The sequence below is a fragment of the Dictyobacter formicarum genome, assembly GCF_016587435.1.
Genome location: NZ_BNJJ01000015.1, coordinates 1 through 13,506 on the forward strand (window position 1 = coordinate 1; position 13,506 = coordinate 13,506).

General features: G+C 53.5%; 20 protein-coding genes and 1 pseudogene. 9 read left to right on the forward strand and 12 right to left on the reverse strand.

The annotated features are described in order from the left end of the window. Positions 1-94 precede the first annotated feature (94 nt). The 4 genes from JMI88_RS24235 to JMI88_RS24250 all read right to left on the reverse strand — a co-directional run bounded on the left by JMI88_RS24235 (position 95) and on the right by JMI88_RS24250 (position 2,363). Positions 95-1,162 carry an alpha/beta hydrolase gene (locus tag JMI88_RS24235; protein WP_201364556.1) on the reverse strand — a complete coding sequence of 356 codons (1,068 nt, stop codon included), beginning with the start codon at positions 1,160-1,162 and terminating at the stop codon, positions 95-97. Positions 1,163-1,313: 151 nt separating this feature from the next. Further along, positions 1,314-1,484, reverse strand: a complete 171-nt coding sequence (locus tag JMI88_RS24240) for a hypothetical protein (protein WP_201364557.1) — start codon at positions 1,482-1,484, stop codon at positions 1,314-1,316. After that, positions 1,481-1,924, reverse strand: a complete 444-nt coding sequence (locus JMI88_RS24245; protein WP_236023032.1) for an oxidoreductase — start codon at positions 1,922-1,924, stop codon at positions 1,481-1,483. Before JMI88_RS24245 ends, JMI88_RS24240 begins: the two co-directional genes overlap by 4 nt. 88 nt (positions 1,925-2,012) lie before the next feature. Continuing rightward, positions 2,013-2,363, reverse strand: coding sequence for a winged helix-turn-helix transcriptional regulator (locus JMI88_RS24250; protein ID WP_201364559.1), 351 nt, complete (start codon positions 2,361-2,363; stop codon positions 2,013-2,015). A gap of 167 nt (positions 2,364-2,530) precedes the next feature. Between JMI88_RS24250 and JMI88_RS24255 the strand changes: the two genes are divergently transcribed. After that, complete coding sequence (locus JMI88_RS24255; protein ID WP_201364560.1) at positions 2,531-3,493, forward strand: zinc-binding dehydrogenase; 963 nt, start codon at positions 2,531-2,533, stop codon at positions 3,491-3,493. Positions 3,494-3,700: 207 nt separating this feature from the next. On the opposite strand, the gene JMI88_RS24260 is transcribed toward JMI88_RS24255, so the two are convergent. From JMI88_RS24260 to JMI88_RS24270, 3 genes and pseudogenes are all read right to left on the reverse strand, one after another. Continuing rightward, complete coding sequence (locus JMI88_RS24260) at positions 3,701-3,964, reverse strand: hypothetical protein (RefSeq protein WP_201364561.1); 264 nt, start codon at positions 3,962-3,964, stop codon at positions 3,701-3,703. Beyond that, positions 3,938-4,120: pseudogene (locus JMI88_RS39520) on the reverse strand (ISNCY family transposase); the annotation flags it as partial. The pseudogene JMI88_RS39520 and the gene JMI88_RS24260, both read right to left, overlap by 27 nt. A gap of 67 nt (positions 4,121-4,187) precedes the next feature. Next, positions 4,188-4,733 carry a CGNR zinc finger domain-containing protein gene (locus tag JMI88_RS24270; protein ID WP_236023065.1) on the reverse strand — a complete coding sequence of 182 codons (546 nt, stop codon included), beginning with the start codon at positions 4,731-4,733 and terminating at the stop codon, positions 4,188-4,190. Between the two features lie 192 nt (positions 4,734-4,925). Here JMI88_RS24270 and JMI88_RS24275 point away from each other — a divergent pair, with 192 nt between their 5' ends. From JMI88_RS24275 to JMI88_RS24295, 5 genes are all read left to right on the forward strand, one after another. Next, a complete protein-coding gene (locus tag JMI88_RS24275; RefSeq protein WP_201364564.1) occupies positions 4,926-5,654 on the forward strand; it encodes an AzlC family ABC transporter permease in 729 nt (242 codons plus the stop codon). Beyond that, entirely contained in the window at positions 5,644-5,958 is a 315-nt protein-coding gene (locus tag JMI88_RS24280; protein ID WP_201364565.1) for an AzlD family protein, read from the forward strand. Before JMI88_RS24275 ends, JMI88_RS24280 begins: the two co-directional genes overlap by 11 nt. A gap of 88 nt (positions 5,959-6,046) precedes the next feature. Beyond that, a complete protein-coding gene (locus JMI88_RS24285; RefSeq protein ID WP_201364566.1) occupies positions 6,047-6,265 on the forward strand; it encodes a nucleotidyltransferase domain-containing protein in 219 nt (72 codons plus the stop codon). Between the two features lie 227 nt (positions 6,266-6,492). Then, entirely contained in the window at positions 6,493-6,873 is a 381-nt protein-coding gene (locus JMI88_RS39530; protein ID WP_268906017.1) for a transposase family protein, read from the forward strand. Between the two features lie 200 nt (positions 6,874-7,073). Next, on the forward strand, positions 7,074-7,586 hold the full coding sequence (locus tag JMI88_RS24295; protein ID WP_201364567.1) for a DUF6398 domain-containing protein: 513 nt from the start codon (positions 7,074-7,076) through the stop codon (positions 7,584-7,586). Between the two features lie 111 nt (positions 7,587-7,697). Here the strand turns inward: JMI88_RS24295 and JMI88_RS24300 are convergent, their stop codons facing one another. Beyond that, positions 7,698-7,844 (reverse strand): hypothetical protein, encoded by a 147-nt coding sequence (locus JMI88_RS24300; protein WP_201364568.1) that lies wholly within the window; start codon positions 7,842-7,844, stop codon positions 7,698-7,700. A gap of 272 nt (positions 7,845-8,116) precedes the next feature. Between JMI88_RS24300 and JMI88_RS24305 the strand changes: the two genes are divergently transcribed. The 3 genes from JMI88_RS24305 to JMI88_RS24315 all read left to right on the forward strand — a co-directional run bounded on the left by JMI88_RS24305 (position 8,117) and on the right by JMI88_RS24315 (position 10,431). Continuing rightward, on the forward strand, positions 8,117-8,752 hold the full coding sequence (locus JMI88_RS24305) for a TetR/AcrR family transcriptional regulator (protein ID WP_201364569.1): 636 nt from the start codon (positions 8,117-8,119) through the stop codon (positions 8,750-8,752). Positions 8,753-8,918: 166 nt separating this feature from the next. Further along, a complete protein-coding gene (locus JMI88_RS24310; RefSeq protein WP_373323972.1) occupies positions 8,919-9,932 on the forward strand; it encodes a glycoside hydrolase family 113 protein in 1,014 nt (337 codons plus the stop codon). 250 nt (positions 9,933-10,182) lie between these two features. Next, positions 10,183-10,431 carry a transposase gene (locus JMI88_RS24315; RefSeq protein ID WP_201364571.1) on the forward strand — a complete coding sequence of 83 codons (249 nt, stop codon included), beginning with the start codon at positions 10,183-10,185 and terminating at the stop codon, positions 10,429-10,431. Between the two features lie 327 nt (positions 10,432-10,758). On the opposite strand, the gene JMI88_RS24320 is transcribed toward JMI88_RS24315, so the two are convergent. The 4 genes from JMI88_RS24320 to JMI88_RS24335 all read right to left on the reverse strand — a co-directional run bounded on the left by JMI88_RS24320 (position 10,759) and on the right by JMI88_RS24335 (position 13,505). Continuing rightward, positions 10,759-11,064: a putative quinol monooxygenase gene (locus tag JMI88_RS24320; protein ID WP_201364572.1), complete on the reverse strand. Its 306-nt coding sequence runs from the start codon at positions 11,062-11,064 to the stop codon at positions 10,759-10,761. Positions 11,065-11,117: 53 nt separating this feature from the next. After that, positions 11,118-11,546, reverse strand: a complete 429-nt coding sequence (locus JMI88_RS24325; RefSeq protein ID WP_201364573.1) for an alpha/beta hydrolase — start codon at positions 11,544-11,546, stop codon at positions 11,118-11,120. A 184-nt stretch (positions 11,547-11,730) separates the two neighbouring features. Then, a complete protein-coding gene (locus JMI88_RS24330; protein ID WP_201364574.1) occupies positions 11,731-12,846 on the reverse strand; it encodes an L-dopachrome tautomerase-related protein in 1,116 nt (371 codons plus the stop codon). 260 nt (positions 12,847-13,106) lie between these two features. Continuing rightward, entirely contained in the window at positions 13,107-13,505 is a 399-nt protein-coding gene (locus tag JMI88_RS24335; protein WP_201364575.1) for a DsbA family oxidoreductase, read from the reverse strand. Position 13,506: the final 1 nt, after the last annotated feature.

A 13,506-nucleotide genomic window follows, 5' to 3' on the forward strand; every position in this document is an offset into this window, starting at 1 on the left:
AGACACGAAAACAGCCCGCCGGCGGGCTGTAAGGGGGAGTATGGAAGCGTGGAAGGACCACTCAGAACTTCCCGGGCTTTAGCCGGGAGAGTCTTCAGGAATGATCATCCACGAACTCTGTAAAGATTTTCACTACCTCTGCTTGCTTCTCAATGTGAGGCGAGTGTCCACAGTCGGGTAAGGCGACTTCGCTATAGTGACCACCATTGGCGTGGTAACGATCCAGGACTGTCCGCACCTGTGTCTTCATTGGTTGTGGTGGATATATCTCAGCACCAGGCCAACCTGGAACCGCCCCAATCTGTCCAAGAAAGCCTAAGTCGAAGAAGGAGGTATCAGAGACAATCTGGTCATCTGCTCCATGGAGCCAGAGCACTGCTGGCTTGACCTGACACTGTGCGAAGTTGCCCTGGTTAAGATATTTGGGTGAGAGGGCATTATTGACGCCCTGCGTTCCTGGTGCGATGTTTGGCCAGTGAGAAGATTGAGTGAGATCGCCCGGGTAATTACCAGGGACGACTCTGGTCGAATTAATGGAACTGACAAAGATCTCTTCGCGTTCAGGAGAGACGTGAAATGGCGGCTTGAAATAGAAGGTATTCATCGTCGTGCGGGGTGAAAACGCGTCACTTCCACGATCTCCTTGTTGCAGCCGCTGCACAAAATCTGGATTTGCGGTACCGCCACCACTGCCAGCGTAATCGGGCCATATAGGAATACCATCGGCTTCCTTCGTACCACCAAAGCCATAGGGAGAACCGGGTGCTTCCAGCGTCAGCGAGCGGAGCGTTCCCGGATAATCGATGGCATACTGCATTACGACGTTGCCACCCAGCGACCAACCCAGTAGATGAAATGGAGGCAGCTCCAATGCGCGCACAAATGCATCAAGGTCATCAGAAAAATCCTGAACTCCGCGTGTTGCATCGAGCGGAAGAACCTCGCTATCACCATAACCACGCATGTCAGGAGCGTAGATGGTATAGCGATTGGTCGCAGCCAGTTCAAGCATGAAATCCTGGAAGAAGAGAGAAGAAGAGCAGTTTCCGTGTACCAGCACGATTGGGCTTGCCCCTGTGCCAATTTCAAGATAGGCGACTGTTAACCGATCAGTTTTGATTGTGTGTTGCGTAATACCAGGAATGATGAGGTTGGTTGTCATGGCTCGTTTTTCTCCTGCTATGTACTGGATGATATGTGAGTCATGTGTCATGTTTAGATAATTCTATCTGATCCAATGAGCGGTGTCAAGTGTGCACGAGTGAGAAAGTATATACACGGGTATGGATGGGTCGTATCTCCTGGAAGTGGGCTTACCGAGGCAGATCTTCTGGGAGGTGCTGGTTACGCTCAGTGGCCCAGATGTGCGTGGCGGCAAGATTGCCGGGAGCCAGGGAAAGTCTGGCCTGTTCCAGCAGGATTTCTCGCCCAATCTGCGGCAAGAGGCGAAGCCGACGTGCCTGAAGTGCTACGAGTCCCTTCAAGGTCGACACCGCGAGAGCGGAATGTTTGCAGTTGCGACATTGCCGCCTGACGAGGTGTCTATCAAGTCAACCTGATGCTTTTTCAGTTCGCGTGCGATTTGCACGCTCTCAGCGATGTTTAAGCCACCTTCTGTCCAATTACTAGCCGAGAGGCGGACAAAGAGTGGGAGTGCTTCGGGCCAAACCTGCCGTGTTGCGTCAACCACTTCTACCAAAAAGCGCAAACGATTTGCCAGTGTCCCGCCATACTCATTATCACGATGATTGGAGAGTGGCGAGAGAAATTCATGTAAGAGATAGCCATGGGCCGCGTGAATCTCAATGACCTGAAATCCTGCTGCGAGTGCTCTCTGGGCCGCATTCTGGAAGTGTTGGACGATTTCGGCGATTTCTGGGCGTGTTAGGGTTCTGGGGGGTGGATAGGAAGCTCTGCGAGACACTGTCGTTTGACACGTATCTACCCTTGAATGCTTGTTGATTGACCCGGGGTTTTGGGTGGAACCGCCAATGAGGAACAAAGCAGGAGGCTCACCTTTGCTGCTTGTATGCTTGAATTTGCTCCATATACTGCTCACCCCACTCGAGCATCTGCACAATGATCGGTCCCAAGCTGGCCCCAAATTCCGTGAGCGAGTATTCGACCTTGGGCGGCACTTCTTTGTAGATTTCCCGATGAACGACGCCATCTTGTTCCAGTTCCCGCAATTGTAAGGTCAACATTCGTTGGGTCACTTCAGGCAAGAGCCGTCTCAGTTCGTTGAAGCGTTGGGGGCCTTGGAACAGGTAATACAAGATAACTGCTTTCCATTTGCCCCCAACAATATCGGCGGTCGCTTCCACGGCACATCCGTACTGATACGTATAGGCAGGCTTGCGCATCGTGATTCCTTTCCTCGCAGTATCAAAACTGATACTAGTGCACATTTTTGTGCGTACTTGTCAACTTGCCTCTTATTCTACATACTTGTGGCTGAGTAAGCAAGAGTAGAGCGCTTGCACACTCCCGAGAAAGCTCAAACAGATGAAATGAAAGGGATAGTTCTAACATGCGTGCTATTGTTTTCGACACATTTGGCGATCCTGACGTTCTTTCTCTCCAGGAAGTGGCTCTTCCAGAACCTGGTCCTGGACAAGTACGTGTGGCTATCTATGCCGCGGGAACCAACCCCGTCGATGCAGGCAATCGTCAGAATGGGGCCTGGGCGGGGTTACAGCCTCCTGTGATCCTCGGCTGTGATGCCTCAGGAGTCATCGATGCGGTCGGTCCAGGTGTGACCCATTTTGCCCCAGGCGATGAGGTCTTTTATATGACAGACTTTCTGCACAACACCTGGGGGACCTATGCGGACTATCAAGTGGTGGACGCGGCCCTCATCACCTCCAAACCGCCAAACCTCACCCATGTGGAGGCTGCTGCGCTGCCACTTGCGGCAGGGACCGCCTACGAAACGATCATCCGTCGCCTCGCTGTTACTCAAGGAGAGTGGGTCCTGATGTACGGAGCTGCAGGAGGGGTAGGCAGCCTGGCGCTCCAACTGGCCGTTGCGCAAGGGGCACACGTGATTGCGGTCGCCCGTGCGCATCATCATGCCTTGCTTGCTGAGTTAGGAGCAGTAGCCTATCTTGACTATACAACCCAAGATGTTCAGGCTTCGGCACAGGCGATCGCTGGTCGGAAACTGGATGTCATCGTGGATTTGGTGGGTGGGGAAACGCTCGCCCAGAGTCTCGTGGCCCTGCGTCCTTATGGACGGGCTGCATCGATTGCCGGTCTGGCCGGAAATCTGAACCTTGCGTTGGACTTGAATCTCACGTTGCATGGCGTGCTGGTGCGTCCAGAGCAAAGTCGTTTAGTGTCCATAGCCACGCTGGTCTCGACAGGGGCCCTGCGTCCAATCATTGACCAGGTGTTACCTCTTGCAGAAGCAGCGCAAGCTCATCAGCGGCTTGGGGCTGGTCATGGACAGGGCAAGATCGTGCTTGCAGTGCGCGAGGAGCGATCAAATTGATGAGAATTCAACGGGCCGCTCCCTTCTCGCCGATGCACAGAGACAGAACTGCTGTCTGTTCTGGGAAGAGGCGAAACGAGCTTTTGAGCAGAGCTGTTGGCTCTCTTGCGCTTTTCCTGTGGAGGCTGATATAGAGAATCATGGAAATTGCCCTGGCCCTTATGGCCGCCTTCAGTTTCGGTACGGCTGACTTCTTGGGTTTTTTTGCTACGTCGGCAAGTTTAGCTTGAGCAGCTGTTCCGTAAGGGCTTGAAGATACCTTTCTGGAGCTTTACGGAAACGATATTGCTGTCGTCGCGCTTCGTGACGATCATCGAGTTCTTTACGTAGGGTGCGCCATCGGGTTATCTCTGCGGGGCGGAGTTCGGTACCACTAAAGCGGTAGAGGCGTGAGCCAAGTGAGCAGAGACGCTCACGGAGATGGGCGTGGTCCATAAGACGCAATGCTACTAACTCTTCATAGCGAGCCAAGAGATGAGTGATCGTTCGTTGGGCAATGAGAATGCCACGATTGCAGAGATCTTGATGAATCTCTGGAATACTCCGATGCCATCGATAGCGGAGTATCCCCACGAGCGCAATGACATCAAGACCAAAAGTTCCATGCGGTAATGCCCATCCTCCTTCTTCTTTTTCCCCCCTTTCTTCCTATGCTTTTTCCTTAAGTTCGCGCTTATGGGGGCCAGCCCAACACCTACGATGACGAGGGGCGGTGGCGGGCGCGATAGCGGCGGACGCGCATGATATTTGCGCACGGATCTTCGCACCAGCGGCGGCTGGCGGTGCTGCTTTCATCGTAGTAGACCCAGCGGCAGTCAGGATTCTCGCATTGCTTGATGCGGAAGGGATCGCGCTCGGCCAGCGTGTGGGCGAATGAGGCGGCGATCTCGCCGTAAACCCAAGGCCAGTCGTGCCAGCAGGGGACCCGTCGCAACTGTATTTGCTGCTCGTTGGGGGACACGAGCAGGCGCGTGGGGGCCTGTGCAAAGCAGTCATTCAGGGCCACCAGCTCATCCTGGTCGGGCAGACGCTTCTCCAGCAGGGTATGGATGATGCGCTGGATCAGCGCGCGCAGCCGCTGCAACTCGGCGATTGTCTCTTCCGTCGCCCGTTCCATTCCTTCGATGTCCCAGTGCTCAAGCAACTGCTCAATCATGCCGGGCCGCAGCAGACGATCCTCGTGCCGCCCGCTACCACGATAGTCATGCCAATCTGTATTGACCAGATCGAGCCAGATCATATCCTTCACGGTGCGCTCCTTTCACCTATGTGTTCCTATGATGTGTTCTTCTTTCTTACTGTAGCATAAGTAATGCCTGAAAGGCAATTCTGGGGGTTACCTGCGGCTGACTTGAAACGTTGTAATGGTAATAATGGGATTATGGGAGTTACACAGTGTGTCTGTAAAGTATGGATAGAAGGAGATCAATTCATGTCCGAATCGGTGTTCGTGGATAATGACCGCGAGGCGCAGAGGGGGATGATATTTGGGTGGGTGGGGGTGTTAGCGGGCGGGCGGCAGGCGCTGCCCCTTGCCCTGGGAGGATGCGCCGATGGGCTTGTCTTTGGTGTGCTGGCACGCCAGAGCCATTTGAGCATGCTGGAGGTATTGTTGATGAGCTCGTTTGTCAATGCCGGCTCAGCGCAACTGCTGGTGTTGCACCTCTGGGGGCTGCCACCGGCGTTCTGGCCTATCGTATTGACCACCGGGCTGGTCAACCTGCGCATGCTATTGCTGGGCGTATCCCTGAGCCGCTGGTGGAGGAGCCTGCCTCCGCTGAAAGCCTATGGCACGCTCTTTTTTCTGTCTGATGAGAGCTGGGCATTGACGATGGGTGAGTTCGCGCGTGGCGGGCGAGACGCGGCCTTTCTGCTTGGCAGCGGACTGCTCATGTTTGTGGCCTGGATCGGCTCTACGCTGCTGGGATGCTGGCTTGGCGCAGGCATCGCTGATCCGGCCGCCTGGGGCCTGGACTTTGCTTTTACGGCCGTCTTCCTGTCGCTGCTGGTCGGGCTGTGGAAGGGAAAGGCTGATATCCTGCCCTGGCTGGTGGGAGCCGTGGTGGCTGTGGTGTCTGCACGCCTGATCGCCGGCAACTGGTATATCTTGCTGGGCGCGCTGTGTGGCAGCATTGTAGGAGCGATACGCCATGCAGACTAGCCCCATCGCACTGCTGACGATCCTGGGCATGGCCGTGGTTACGTACCTGACGCGCATCGCCGGTGTCTGGTTTATGAGCCGTGTGGAGCTGTCCGGCTGGCTCAAGGCATGGGTAAATGCCCTGCCGGGGACCATCCTGGTGGCGATTATCGCGCCGACCATCTTCAACGCGGGCGCGCCCGAGATCGGAGCCGCCCTGGCGACCGTCCTGACGTTCGCGCGCACGCGCAATGTACTCCTCTCGATCACCATCGGGGTTGGCGTCGTGGTTGGCTTGCGTGCGCTCCTGGCTCATCTCGCTTGAGAAGGGTTATTGTAAATAAGAAATGAGCGCCGTAGCTTGTTATAGTTGAGGTAGTGTTTCTTTTCTTGAACTATGGAGGCAACGTTCTATGACTGTCCCCGTTTCTCTTGATGACCTTATACGACGCTTTGATACTCCTCTCATCCGTGCAATAATGCTGATGGGTAGCTACTCACGAGGCGAAGCAGCACCATATAGTGATGTCGATTTTGTATGCTTCACCGACGAGACCGAGCAGGTCTATGCCAGGATATCTGACAATCTTTTTCCAGAAGTCGAGCACTTACCTCACGCCTGGGATGTGTGAAAAAAGCATCGCCAATTTATGTGGGCTCTAGGACAGTTTAAGTGTGCCTGCTTGTTTCGTAGCGAAGTGACGCCAGTGATATAATGTGAGCAGAAAACCCATATGAGTTATCTGGAGGTATTCCTATCGATCTTTCAGCTGTTTTTGCATTCCCTTCAACTCTAAGCCTTGATGCCATCGAGGTCCAGGATCGGACTGTCATTTTCCATCTTCACGCAGCCGTTCCCATCGCTACTTGTCCGCAGTGTGGGACTGTTAGTTCAGGGGTTCATAGCCGCTATCAGCGGACCATTGCTGATGTCGCCTTTGGCCAACGATCTCTTGTGCTCAAGGTGCGCGTAGGTAAGTGGATCTGTCCTGAAGTTTCCTGCCCCCAACGCATCTTTGCGGAACGCTTCCCGGAGATTGTCCAGCGGTATGCACGCATGACGGATCGGTTGATCGAAACACTCCAATCGGTGGGTGTGACCACCAATGGAACTGATGCGGCACGGATCCTCTCGTTGCTTGGCATGCCTACCACGGCAAAAACCATCATACGTCGTGTGCTCCAACTTTCTCTGCCAGAAGATTGCAGATCGCTTTCATCTGCAACAGAACCTTGCTGAAGCCTTGAAGCGGTTCTTTCATTGGAATGCTCATGCCCTCAAAACGACAAGCCGGTTGCTTGCGGGAAAGATGTTTGCTGTTCCCACGCCACCTAAGATACATCACACTTATCTTGATGCAAACAGCGCCTGACGAACGGGTATCATAGGCATCACATCGAGCGCTGATGCGTTACAATGAGGACATGAAGGAGGGAAGCATGCCGAAAAGAAGTACATCACAAAACGTCCCAAAAGACTTACAGGCGCGTTTTGACGAAATCACCCAGCTCACAGACGCCTTCTGTCAGACGTACTTGAATGACGAGTATGGGCAACTCTGCCGTGAGCTAACAGCGACCCTGTGTCGGAAACGTTCTTCGCCGCTGGTGCGAGGCAAGACGAATACGTGGGCCTGTGGGATCATTCATGCATTGGGCATGGTGAACTTTCTCTTCGATTCTTCGCAAACGCCCCACATTGCGGCAAGCCAGATTTGGGAGTATTTTGATCTCAGTTCCAGTACGATGCAGGCCAAATCCAAGCAGATTCGCGATCTTTTGGGCATGTATCCGATGGATCCTGATTGGTCGATCCCATCCATGGTTGACAAGAACCCTTTGATCTGGATGCTTGAGGTCAATGGGTTGATCATCGATATGCGCCACGCACCACGTGAGCTCCAGGAAGCAGCATTCCGCCAAGGATTGATTCCCTACATCCCTGATGCATAATCGATAGCTCCTCAAAGCAAGTAGCACACTTAAAGTGTCCTAGAATCTTTATCTGGCAGAAATCCGCCATTAATCAAGTCAAATGACACTGAGTGGCATTTTCCTCTGTGGTCACTTGGGAGAGAGACGGGCCGTTAGCAGGTTCTCAGCCGTTCCAGGCTCTGTTTGGACGGAGAGCAGCGCGTGTTTCTTTGTTCCCATGCTGGTTGCCCCATGTCGATGCACCATGTGTTCGATGGTGCCGTTGTTCATTGTCACTCACCGGTGATTCTCTCTAGAGCGAGATGCATATGGGGAAGCTCGTCAGCACACTGCACATCTAGAATGAAACAACTTTCCCTCATCGCAATCTCGCGCTATAGATCCACAACGATTATCTCTCACCATGATCCCGCACTCCCCACATTCTCCTTTGACGCGGGGCGTTTTTCTCCTCTGCACATCTCCTGCTCTGTGACTTGACAAGGATGAACCGAAGAGGTATATTTAGCAATGAAAGAAATTTTCATTCATTAAAAAAGGACAGGGAAATGCCTCGAACGCCAGAAGCGAATCAACGCATCCGCGAAGCGCAACGCGCAAAGATCCTGAAGAGTGCCAGGAGCGTCTTTGCGCGCAAGGGAATGGAGGCGACGATTACGGATATTGCCACTGAAGCTCAGATCAGTCTTGGACTGGCTTACCGCTACTTTGCTGACAAGGAAGCAATCTTCTCTGAACTGGTTAAGCAAACAATACCAGACGCTTCTGCCGAGTTTCAGAAGCTGGTGGAGATGCCTGGAACACCAGGAGAGCGCATCGCCGCGCTGATTTCGAATATCGTGGGAGCACGCCGGCAGCGCGAGTCACTTGAGGCTCATCAACTGCTTACTCATGCCCTCGATGCGGATGCTCTGCCCGAGGAGATACGCGAGTTGCTCAGCAAACGCTATCAAATGCTGCTTGCGGCGATGAGACAACTGATTGTTGAGGGCCAGGCCATAGGCGAGGTTGCGCCGGGCGACCCGGATCAACTGGTAGCGGTGGTGAGCGCCTGTCTTGATGGTCTGACTCGCTGGGCCCTGCGAGATCCAGAACAATTCCGCACCTATGTTCCAGATGCTGAGATCATTCTGCGACTTTTTCAGCCCGAAACCGCCAAGAAGAACGTCTCAGAACCATCGTAGAGCAGCTTGCTTAGAGGCTAAAGGAAGTCTCGCTTGCATAGATAGTATGTCCTGATATCCGTCTGTCCTTTTCCTTTGTTTTCGTGTCCGAAGTAAAAAAGGGTCTGAAAGGAAAACGTGTATGAAGATCAATAACGACGAATCAGTCGTGCAACACAAACGTCCCCTGAGAGCCAAGGGCATCGGGTACGACACCGGATTCAGTTCCGACGGCGTCACCCGCCGGCCGTTCGACCACGAGGTCGTCCGGCGCGAGTTGCAGATCATCCGCGATGACCTGCACTGCACTGCAGTGCGCCTGTTCGGCGACGACCTGGACCGGCTCGAATTCGCCGCGCGCTACGCTGCTGATCTGGGCCTGGAGGTCTGGCTCTCGCCGTTCACCTACCAGTTCGGCCCCGAGGAGATGCTCAATCTGCTCGCCGACGGGGCAGAGCGCGCTGAGCGCATTCGTTGCCAGGGAGCCGAGGTCGTGTTCGTCACCGGCGCGGAGCTGAGCCTGTTCAACATCGGGTTCCTGCGGGGCAACAGCTTCGAGGAGCGGACCAGCCCCCTGCTCCGGCGCGAGCCGGGGATTCGTGAGCTGCTGGCCGGGGTGCCTGCTCGCATCAACGACTTTCTCACCAGGGCCGTCACTGTGGTCCGCGAGCGGTTCGGCGGCAAGGTCACCTACGCCTCTATCCCGTTCGAGGGCGTCGACTGGACACTGTTCGACATCATCTCGGTCGACCTCCACCGCTCGAAGGAGGCCGCCCACGTCTACCAGCAGAGCGTCCGTGCCCTGGTCGCGCAGGGTAAGCCGGTTGCAATCACCGAGGTTGGCTGCACCACGCATCGCGGCGCGGCTGACAACGGCGCTCGTGGCGGCGGAGAGATGATCGTGTACGACGGGAGCACCCCGGTACGGCTCAACGGCGACTACATCCGCGACGAGCAGGAGCAGGCCATCTACCTGCGCGAGCTGCTGGACGTCTTCACCGCCGAGGGTGTTGATGCCGCCTTCGTGTGCACCTTCGTCTGCTATGGCTGGCCGCACCACAGCAATCCCCGCGAAGACTTCGACATGGCCAGCTGGGGCGTGGTCAAGGTTCTGGAGAACCGCTCTGGTGACACCTACCCCGACATGCCCTGGGAACCCAAGGCCGCATTCACTGCTCTCGCCGACTTCTACCGCGACTGATCGTCCAGCGCTGGAGAGCGTTGCGCAACGACCTGTTTTCTAAGCTCTTGAGAAAGGCTCTCTACCTTCTTCGCCAGAGTCTCTTTGTGCTTGAGGTTCTACTGAAATAGTGTTTGAATGTGGTCATCTCGCCGATAGGAAGAAGAAAGGGGATGATTCGATAAGTCGAATAACCAGAGAGAAAGAGTAGAAAGAGCATAAAAACGACACTGGGGAGGAAAGCCTATCCCTCCGACCTGACGGATGAGCAGTGGGAACAGTTGGAACCCTGATCCCTCAACCATCTCTGCAAGGCCGCAGGCCGTTTGTCTCGCGACGAGAGGTCGTCAATGCGATTTTGTACGTCTTGCGCAGTGGGTGTCCCTGGCGCATGCTGCCCCATGAATTTCCCAAGCGGCAGACCGTCTATTACAACTTTCGCTGGCGGGAGCGGGAAGGAGTGTGGGATCGTATTCTCCAAACTCTGCGCATGCGGATGCGCACCAGGCAAGGCCGATAAGAAGAGCCAAGTGCGGCGATCATCGACAGTCAATCCGTCAAAACCAGCGCTGTGCGGGGTCCCGAAAAGGGCTACGATGCCGGAAAAAAAAACGTGGGGCCGCAAGCGTCACACCTTGGTGGATACGCAGGGCAATCTATTGGCCGTGAAGGTGATGGGAGCCCAGACCTCATTTACTAGAAGGTTCTCCAGCTCCTCCTTCTCCAAGTAGCTAGCTTGGAACACCTCCCTCAAAAGAAACATACTTAATTTCTTGTGTATATTTCAAGTGTTGGATGTATTTACTAATCCAATTTCATCGGATGCAAACGGAAGAGGGAAGCACCACTATTTTAGGTGGTGCTCATGGTGGAATAGTGGTTTGTATGTCTCAACGGTCAGGCTGCTAGTCTCTAGCATCCCGTACAAACTCGTCAGTACATATTCTCCATAATATGCACTGCCTCTATGGGAGTCAAGTGCCGCTTGATCGGTAAACTGGAGATAGGCGAAGAATTTGCGTGACTTGTTTTGTGAGCGATAGACATCGGCAAGCAAGATGTTTGGATCAGTTCGTGTATGGCGAACGAGCTGGTCCATCAATTTCATGGCTTCGTCCTCATTGCCTGGAATGATTCTAAAGATCATGGTCATACAAATCATCTCATTTTACCCTTTCTGCTGGATTGTTTACATGTTACTTCAAATTACGCAGCTGCTCTTGACTGGCAGGAGAACAGGACCACCAGGGGGCTTCGGCCAAGGGTTTGCCAATTGCCTCCTTGCGTCGGACCTGCGCATCGTCTAAAATGAAGGCTGACGTGTGTTTCTTTATCGCCCAGAATCCATCCACCACCGTGGAAGTACATAACCCCTGGAAGTAGTCCCCTGGCACTTTGTGGTCGGACAATACGCAGCGAAATCTCGCTGGTTGGGCCGCCACGAATGATACGATTCTCACTGTCGACTGGCAACGTGGTCACATCGACAGATCGCTGAATACTAAGGAGGACATTGCGCGCGTCCGCTGGCGAAAGGGTGTAGATCGGTGTCTCACTCTGAGCCTCAAGTCCCTGGAGGAAGTCCAGGATATGGGGATCAAGTTGCATGGTACGACGATCACTGGTTGGTGTCATACTGTTTTCCTTTCATTCAGATACGAGATTCCATACCGTTCGCGCAGGGCCAACACCTGCTCGCAGATCTGGTCTACTGTGCCTATCAACGCATACGGAGATGCCAATATCTGTGCTAGCGTTACTCCCGCTCCGAAGGCCTGAGAAGTTGCCAAGAAGTGGGCGGCTTGCTCCCGATCTTCCGTTATATATATACGCCTTCCCCAAGAAGCACCGGTTGTGCATCAACGCGACAGCGGAACAGACAATACGGTTTCTGACGCAGATCTTTCCCTTCATGAAAGCGTGGACTGCGATGGAGCTGGTTGACAGTAAAATAGAGGTAACCATCGTGAGCGAGCGAAAGTGTATCTGGCCAGAGTAGCCGGGCATCATGAACCAGCGTCTCGTAAAGACCATCAGTACGGCGGCGCACAATTGCATTCTGCTCGTAGTTGCTCATGTATAGTCGATTTTTCGCATCAGTTTCCATTCCATCCCCAGCACCACCTTTGTCTCCCTCGTTTACGATCGTTGCTATCACGTCTTCTTCGCTTCTAGCTCTTTCTACGAGCGCATCGACGCTGACACTGTAGAGCCTACGACTCATGAGTGCTGAGTAGAATAAACGGGAGCCATCCGCAGCAATCGCAATGCCATCAACCCCCGAGTGATAGGGTGTTGGTGGTCCATCAGGCGGTCGCAACATCAATGGTTGTCCCTCCACCATCGGCAGAAACCCTTCTTCAGGAAGTGTCGTGCTATGATTGTGTAAACGCCGCCAACTCTGACCTGAAGCTAGATCGACGATAATAAGCGCACTCGAGAGGGGGGATGAATCGGTAATAAAGGCCATCCCTTCAGTTCCACGGCGTAAATCAAAACGGATGTCGTTGAGATAGGTGGTAGACACAGCCACGTCAGCCGGAAACAAGATCGTTTTGATCACGCGGTTCTGCTTGAGATCGATCCCCACCAGTTTCGGTCCACCATAAGCAATGATCTTATGGTGGGGAGCCCCTGTATCAAGAATCCATAAACGATCTTTGGGATCTACAACAATGCTCTGAACCGAAATCAGCACGGTGGACAGGCTGGACTCGTCAAAATGATTCATCTCCGCATTGGGGTAAGCAACAAGGTGTCCATCTTGAAGTTCAGCCACAGTAAATGGAAGAGGATCTTCCCAGTTGGGGAAGTTCACAAATATGCGCCCTGTACGAGAGACGCTGACCCCCGTTGGCATGGGTCCGTCAAATGTCGCCACCAGCTCAATCGTTCCAACGGTTTCGTCCTGAGCCAGCATCGGTTGGTTCACCATAGGTCACTCCTGAGAAATAGGCAATATGCCTCATGGCTGATTATACAGCGACCAAAATTGAGTCAAATAGCGTTTACAATCGGTTCTTACACATTCTCGCACATTCTCGACAAAGCACAATATTGAGGAGGACTTCAATGAACTGGTGCTCAATCTACTCGTGAAGAAACCAGAGAATGCAACTGAAGTTCTCAGGTCGTCAACAACAAATTGACGACCTGGAAATCGTTTGTTTCTCCAGTGATATACCATAGACGACATCAGATCTCTTCACGCTCCTCTCCATTCTGTGCTTCTTTTCGTATGGCTGCAATAATGCGTTTGAGCACCTGTTCTGGTTGGGCACCCAGCACAAGATATTTCTCGCTAAAGACAAGTGCAGGAACGCCAGTAATTGCATTCTTGTCTGCCAATGCAATATCTGCCTGAACGGCCTCGGCCCAGGTGGTCATCTCCAAGGCAGTAGCGAGATCTTCACTCTTCAAACCAACTTGAGTTGCAATGTGCTGCAGAAGTTCCTTGTCATCAACAGATTGACCTTCTCGCCAGTATGCGTTCATTACGGTGGTATGGAAGGCATCACCTTTTCCTTGAGCTTCCGCGTATTTCGTCGCCAGGTGTGCAGCTTTTTCAGAGCATAAGAAAGGATGACCTGTCATA

Bases quoted from the DNA above. Each gene is read 5' to 3' on its own strand.
- JMI88_RS24235 (WP_201364556.1), bottom strand. From the start codon at position 1,162: ATGACAACCAACCTCATCATTCCTGGTATTACGCAACACACAATCAAA.
- JMI88_RS24250 (WP_201364559.1), bottom strand. From the start codon at position 2,363: ATGCGCAAGCCTGCCTATACGTATCAGTACGGATGTGCCGTGGAAGCG.
- JMI88_RS24255 (WP_201364560.1), top strand. From the start codon at position 2,531: ATGCGTGCTATTGTTTTCGACACATTTGGCGATCCTGACGTTCTTTCT.
- JMI88_RS24270 (WP_236023065.1), bottom strand. From the start codon at position 4,733: ATGATCTGGCTCGATCTGGTCAATACAGATTGGCATGACTATCGTGGT.
- JMI88_RS24275 (WP_201364564.1), top strand. From the start codon at position 4,926: ATGTCCGAATCGGTGTTCGTGGATAATGACCGCGAGGCGCAGAGGGGG.
- JMI88_RS24280 (WP_201364565.1), top strand. From the start codon at position 5,644: ATGCAGACTAGCCCCATCGCACTGCTGACGATCCTGGGCATGGCCGTG.
- JMI88_RS24285 (WP_201364566.1), top strand. From the start codon at position 6,047: ATGACTGTCCCCGTTTCTCTTGATGACCTTATACGACGCTTTGATACT.
- JMI88_RS24295 (WP_201364567.1), top strand. From the start codon at position 7,074: ATGCCGAAAAGAAGTACATCACAAAACGTCCCAAAAGACTTACAGGCG.
- JMI88_RS24305 (WP_201364569.1), top strand. From the start codon at position 8,117: ATGCCTCGAACGCCAGAAGCGAATCAACGCATCCGCGAAGCGCAACGC.
- JMI88_RS24320 (WP_201364572.1), bottom strand. From the start codon at position 11,064: ATGACCATGATCTTTAGAATCATTCCAGGCAATGAGGACGAAGCCATG.
- JMI88_RS24325 (WP_201364573.1), bottom strand. From the start codon at position 11,546: ATGACACCAACCAGTGATCGTCGTACCATGCAACTTGATCCCCATATC.
- JMI88_RS24330 (WP_201364574.1), bottom strand. From the start codon at position 12,846: ATGGTGAACCAACCGATGCTGGCTCAGGACGAAACCGTTGGAACGATT.
- JMI88_RS24335 (WP_201364575.1), bottom strand. From the start codon at position 13,505: ATGACAGGTCATCCTTTCTTATGCTCTGAAAAAGCTGCACACCTGGCG.